The sequence below is a fragment of the Desulfurivibrio dismutans genome (genome assembly GCF_029210385.1).
GTDB classification, from domain to species: domain Bacteria; phylum Desulfobacterota; class Desulfobulbia; order Desulfobulbales; family Desulfurivibrionaceae; genus Desulfurivibrio; species Desulfurivibrio dismutans.
Map to the genome: position 1 here is coordinate 1 of NZ_JARGDQ010000017.1, position 5,702 is coordinate 5,702.

A 5,702-nucleotide genomic window follows, 5' to 3' on the forward strand; every position below is an offset into this window, starting at 1 on the left:
TACAAGCGATCTTTGAAAACTGAGCAGAGAATTAAGTGATGGGCCCAAAGACCTGTTTTGGTTATAGCGGGAAGCCGTTGTAGCCTGGATGGGATTTTTTTTGCAGTAAGCGTTGGTTTCGGGAATTCCGAGGAATTCTAAGGAACCAGTCGCATTACGATAGAGATCAAACTGGAGAGTTTGATCCTGGCTCAGATTGAACGCTGGCGGCGTGCTTAACACATGCAAGTCGAACGAGAAAGGGTCTTCGGACCTGAGTAGAGTGGCGCACGGGTGAGTAACGCGTAAGTAACCTGCCCTTCTATCTGGGACAACAGTTCGAAAGGGCTGCTAATACCGGATATACTTGCTGACCATAAGGTTTGGTAAGGAAAGGTGACCTCTTCTTGAAAGTTACCGTAGAGGGAGGGGCTTGCGTACCATTAGCTTGTTGGTGGGGTAACGGCCTACCAAGGCGACGATGGTTAGCGGGTTTGAGAGGATGATCCGCCACACTGGAACTGAAACACGGACCAGACTCCTACGGGAGGCAGCAGTGAGGAATATTGCGCAATGGGGGCAACCCTGACGCAGCGACGCCGCGTGAGTGAAGAAGGCCTTCGGGTTGTAAAGCTCTGTCGGAAGGGAAGAACGGACTTGGTGCTAATATCATCAGGTTTTGACGGTACCTTCAAAGGAAGCACCGGCTAACTCCGTGCCAGCAGCCGCGGTAATACGGAGGGTGCGAGCGTTAATCGGAATTACTGGGCGTAAAGGGCGCGTAGGCGGCCCTGTAAGTCAGATGTGAAAGCCCACGGCTCAACCGTGGATGTGCATTTGAAACTGCAGGGCTTGAGTACCGGCGGGGAAGATGGAATTCCCGGTGTAGAGGTGAAATTCGTAGATATCGGGAGGAATACCGGTGGCGAAGGCGATCTTCTGGACGGATACTGACGCTGAGGCGCGAAAGCGTGGGGAGCAAACAGGATTAGATACCCTGGTAGTCCACAGCTGTAAACGATGTGCACTAGATGTAGGGGGGAATTGACCCCCTCTGTGTCGTAGCTAACGCAATAAGTGCACCGCCTGGGGAGTACGGCCGCAAGGTTAAAACTCAAAGGAATTGACGGGGGCCCGCACAAGCGGTGGAGTATGTGGTTTAATTCGACGCAACGCGCAGAACCTTACCTGGGCTTGACATCCCGGGAATCTCCTGGAAACAGGAGAGTGCTATCATTAGGTAGAACCCGGAGACAGGTGCTGCATGGCTGTCGTCAGCTCGTGTCGTGAGATGTTGGGTTAAGTCCCGCAACGAGCGCAACCCTTGCCTTTAGTTGCCATCATTAAGTTGGGCACTCTAGAGGGACCGCCGGTGTCAAACCGGAGGAAGGTGGGGATGACGTCAAGTCCTCATGGCCTTTATGTCCAGGGCTACACACGTACTACAATGGCCGGTACAGAGGGCAGCGACTTAGCGATAAGTAGCCAATCTCAAAAAGCCGGTCTCAGTCCGGATTGGAGTCTGCAACTCGACTCCATGAAGTTGGAATCGCTAGTAATCGCGGATCAGCATGCCGCGGTGAATACGTTCCCGGGCCTTGTACACACCGCCCGTCACACCACGAAAGTCGGTTGTTCCAGAAGCGGTTGAGCTAACCTTCGGGAGGCAGGCTGCCAAGGAATGATTGGTAATTGGGGTGAAGTCGTAACAAGGTAGCCCTAGGGGAACCTGGGGCTGGATCACCTCCTTTATAAGGAAGATCGGGATTTATCCCGATAGGGGTCAATACCATCACTTTTCTGCTCAGTTTTGAGAGATCGCATCCGTAATCGCCACGGTGATTGCGGATTGTTCTTTGAAGATCGTAGGTAAACGGGAAATTTCGGCAGCCGCAAGGTGCATTTGCGGTGCTGTTGAAGCCTTACATGGGCCTATAGCTCAGTTCTGGTTAGAGCGCACGCCTGATAAGCGTGAGGTCACTGGTTCAAGTCCAGTTAGGCCCACCACTGATATCAGGTGAGCCCCCCACGGCGGTCAGTCGGCCAAGATGGTTAATCGTTCAGCAGTGCCCCGGATTCGGGTAAGCGGGACGGTGAACAATAGCCCATCTATGTGAGCCGGCCCGATCGCCCGAAGCCGGGGTGCTGCTGGACGATTAACCAGGGGGTGTAGCTCAGCTGGGAGAGCGCCTGCCTTGCACGCAGGAGGCCATCGGTTCGATCCCGTTCACCTCCACCATTTTTTGCCGTCTTTGGCGGCGCCACTGAAGTTGTCCTGACGGGGCAGCGGGTGGTGATGGCAGTAATTGATCTTTGATAATTGAATATGTTGTGAAGTACTCTGAAGTAGCTGAGTCTAGCAAGACTTTTAGGATATTTTGATCAAGCTACTAAGGGCAGACGGTGGATGCCTTGGTACCAGGAGGCGATGAAGGACGCGGTAAGCTGCGATAAGCTTCGGGGAGCCGCTAACAGGCTTTGATCCGGAGGTTTCCGAATGGGGCAACCCGGCCAGGAATACCCTGGTCATCATGCACTGAATACATAGGTGTATGAGGCGAACGGGGGGAAGTGAAACATCTCAGTACCCCCAGGAGAGGAAATCAATTGAGATTCCGTCAGTAGTGGCGAGCGAACGCGGAAAAGCCCAAACCGCAGTACTTGTACTGCGGGGTTGTGGGGCCCCGACATGGGATTGACGAAGGATAGTTGAACGGTCTGGAAAGGCCGGCCAGAGACGGTGATAGCCCGGTAAACGAAATCTTGAGTCACCCTAGGGTGTCCCCGAGTACCACGGGACACGAGAAACCCCGTGGGAATCCGGGAGGACCATCTTCCAAGGCTAAATACTACCTGGTGACCGATAGTGAACCAGTACCGTGAGGGAAAGGTGAAAAGAACCCCGGGAGGGGAGTGAAATAGAACCTGAAACCGTCTGCTTACAAGCAGTGGAAGCACGATGTCTTCGGACTGTGTAACCGCGTGCCTTTTGCATAATGAGTCAGCGAGTTACCCTATGCAGCAAGGTTAAGCCGAGAGGTGTAGCCGTAGCGAAAGCGAGTCTTAACTGGGCGTTTAGTTGCATGGGGTAAACCCGAAGCCGGGTGATCTAGCCATGGCCAGGGTGAAGCGAAGGTAACACTTCGTGGAGGCCCGAACCATTGTAGGTTGAAAACTGCTTGGATGAGCTGTGGCTAGGAGTGAAAGGCTAATCAAACTCGGGAATAGCTGGTTTTCTCCGAAATATATTTAGGTATAGCCTCGTGTGATGACTGACGGAGGTAGAGCACTGGTTGGGCTAGGGGTCCCCACAGGATTACCAAACCCTGTCAAACTCCGAATACCGTCAAGCTCAAACACGGGAGTCAGACTACGGGTGATAAGATCCGTGGTCGAAAGGGAAAGAGCCCAGACCGCCGGTTAAGGTCCCTAAGTGCATGCTAAGTGGTAAAGGATGTGGAACTGCCCAGACAACCAGGAGGTTGGCTTAGAAGCAGCAATCCTTCAAAGAAAGCGTAATAGCTCACTGGTCGAGTGGGTCTGCGCCGAAAATTCAACGGGGCTAAGCATGCCACCGAAGCCGCGGATTTCATCGTAAGATGGAGTGGTAGGAGAACATTGTGGTCGTCTGAGAAGGTGTACCGAAAGGAGCGCTGGAGACCCCACAAGCGCTTATGCTGACACGAGTAGCGCAAATGCGGGCGAGAAACCCGCACACCGAAAGCCTAAGGTTTCCTGTGGTCAAGTTAATCTGCCCAGGGTTAGCCGGCCCCTAAGGCGAGGCCGAAAGGCGTAGTCGATGGGAAGCAGGTGAATATTCCTGCGCCGTTGTATCAACGTTTGAGTGAAGGGGGGACGCAGAAGGGTAGGCCATCCGGGTGTTGGACGTCCCGGTTTAAGCGTGTAGGCGGGAGAAGCAGGCAAATCCGTTTCTCCATTCAACGCTGAGGCGTGATGACGAGGGCTTATAGCCCACAAAGTGGTTGATCCCATGCTGCCAGGAAAAGCCTCGTAGCGAGTTGATATGGCGACCGTACCGTAAACCGACACAGGTAGGCAGGGAGAGTATCCTAAGGTGCTTGAGAGAACTCTGGTTAAGGAACTCGGCAAAATAACACCGTAACTTCGGGAGAAGGTGTGCCATCATTAGGTGAAGTGAATACTTACGGAGCCGAAGGTGGTTGCAGAGAAACGGGGGGAGCGACTGTTTACTAAAAACACAGGACTATGCGAAGTCGAAAGACGCGGTATATGGTCTGACGCCTGCCCGGTGCCGGAAGGTTAAGGGGAGAGGTTATCCTTTTTGGAGAAGCTTCGAACCGAAGCCCCGGTAAACGGCGGCCGTAACTATAACGGTCCTAAGGTAGCGAAATTCCTTGTCGGGTAAGTTCCGACCTGCACGAATGGCGTAACGATTTCCCCACTGTCTCAACCAGGGACTCAGCGAAACTGAATTATCGGTGAAGATGCCGATTACCCGCAGCAAGACAGAAAGACCCCGTGAACCTTTACTACAGCTTGGCATTGGAGTTTGGGATAATTTGTGTAGGATAGGTGGGAGACATTGAAGCGGGAACGCTAGTTCTCGTGGAGTCAACCTTGAAATACCACCCTGATTATTCTAGGCTTCTAACCACAACCCGTAATCCGGGTTTGGGACATTGTCTGGTGGGTAGTTTGACTGGGGCGGTCGCCTCCTAAAGAGTAACGGAGGCGCGCGATGGTTCCCTCAGGCTGATTGGAAACCAGCCGTAGAGTGTAAAGGCATAAGGGAGCTTGACTGCGAGACTGACAAGTCGAGCAGGTACGAAAGTAGGTCTTAGTGATCCGGCGATTCCGCATGGAAGGGTCGTCGCTCAACGGATAAAAGGTACTCCGGGGATAACAGGCTTATCTCCCCCAAGAGTTCACATCGACGGGGAGGTTTGGCACCTCGATGTCGGCTCATCGCATCCTGGGGCTGGAGCAGGTCCCAAGGGTTTGGCTGTTCGCCAATTAAAGCGGTACGCGAGCTGGGTTTAAAACGTCGTGAGACAGTTTGGTCCTTATCTGCTGTGGGCGTAGGGTATTTGCGAGGATCTGTTCCTAGTACGAGAGGACCGGGATGGACGAACCACTGGTGTTCCTGTTGTCGCGCCAGCGGCAATGGCAGGGTAGCCACGTTCGGAAGGGATAACCGCTGAAAGCATCTAAGCGGGAAGCCTACCTCAAGATAAGATACCCCGTGGGGATAACCCCACCTGAAGGCTCGTCATAGACCATGACGTCGATAGGCCGGGTGTGGAAGTGTGGCAACACATGGAGCTTACCGGTACTAATCAGCCGTGCGGCTTGATCATTTTCTTAATTTCTTGCCGATTCGCTACTACGAGTACCCATCACAACATATTCAGTTATCACTGTTTTTTACCGTCAGCAGATGACGATAGCAAAACAGGCGTAACCGTTCAGCAGTGCCCCGAATTCGGGCAAGCGGGACGGCGAACAATAGCCTGCTATGTGAGTCGTCCCGATCGCCCGAAGGCGGGGTGCTGCTGAACGGTTACGCAGTTTTTCGGTGGCCATAGCGAGGGGGTCACACCCGTTCCCATTCCGAACACGGAAGTTAAGCCCCTCAGCGCCGATGGTACTGCCAGGGCAACTTGGTGGGAGAGTAGGTCGCCGCCGAATCTTTTTTACAAAAGCCCCTGTTATCGCTTGGTCGATAACGGGGGCTTTTTTTT

Annotated in this window: 2 tRNA genes and 3 rRNA genes; all 5 read left to right on the forward strand. The window is 53.5% G+C overall.

The features are described from left to right. Positions 1-168: 168 nt before the first annotated feature. The 5 genes from P0N66_RS12625 (at position 169) to rrf (ending at position 5,649) form a co-directional block, all read left to right on the forward strand. Positions 169-1,730, forward strand: a 16S ribosomal RNA gene (locus tag P0N66_RS12625). 177 nt (positions 1,731-1,907) lie between these two features. After that, positions 1,908-1,986 (forward strand) — tRNA-Ile (locus P0N66_RS12630). A 156-nt stretch (positions 1,987-2,142) separates the two neighbouring features. After that, positions 2,143-2,218: transfer RNA gene (locus tag P0N66_RS12635), tRNA-Ala, on the forward strand. Between the two features lie 141 nt (positions 2,219-2,359). Beyond that, positions 2,360-5,318: ribosomal RNA gene (locus tag P0N66_RS12640) — 23S ribosomal RNA — on the forward strand. A gap of 214 nt (positions 5,319-5,532) precedes the next feature. Beyond that, positions 5,533-5,649, forward strand: a 5S ribosomal RNA gene (gene rrf / locus P0N66_RS12645). The 16S, 23S and 5S rRNA genes sit together here with 2 tRNA genes alongside, the layout of an rRNA operon. The last annotated feature ends 53 nt before the right edge of the window (positions 5,650-5,702 follow it).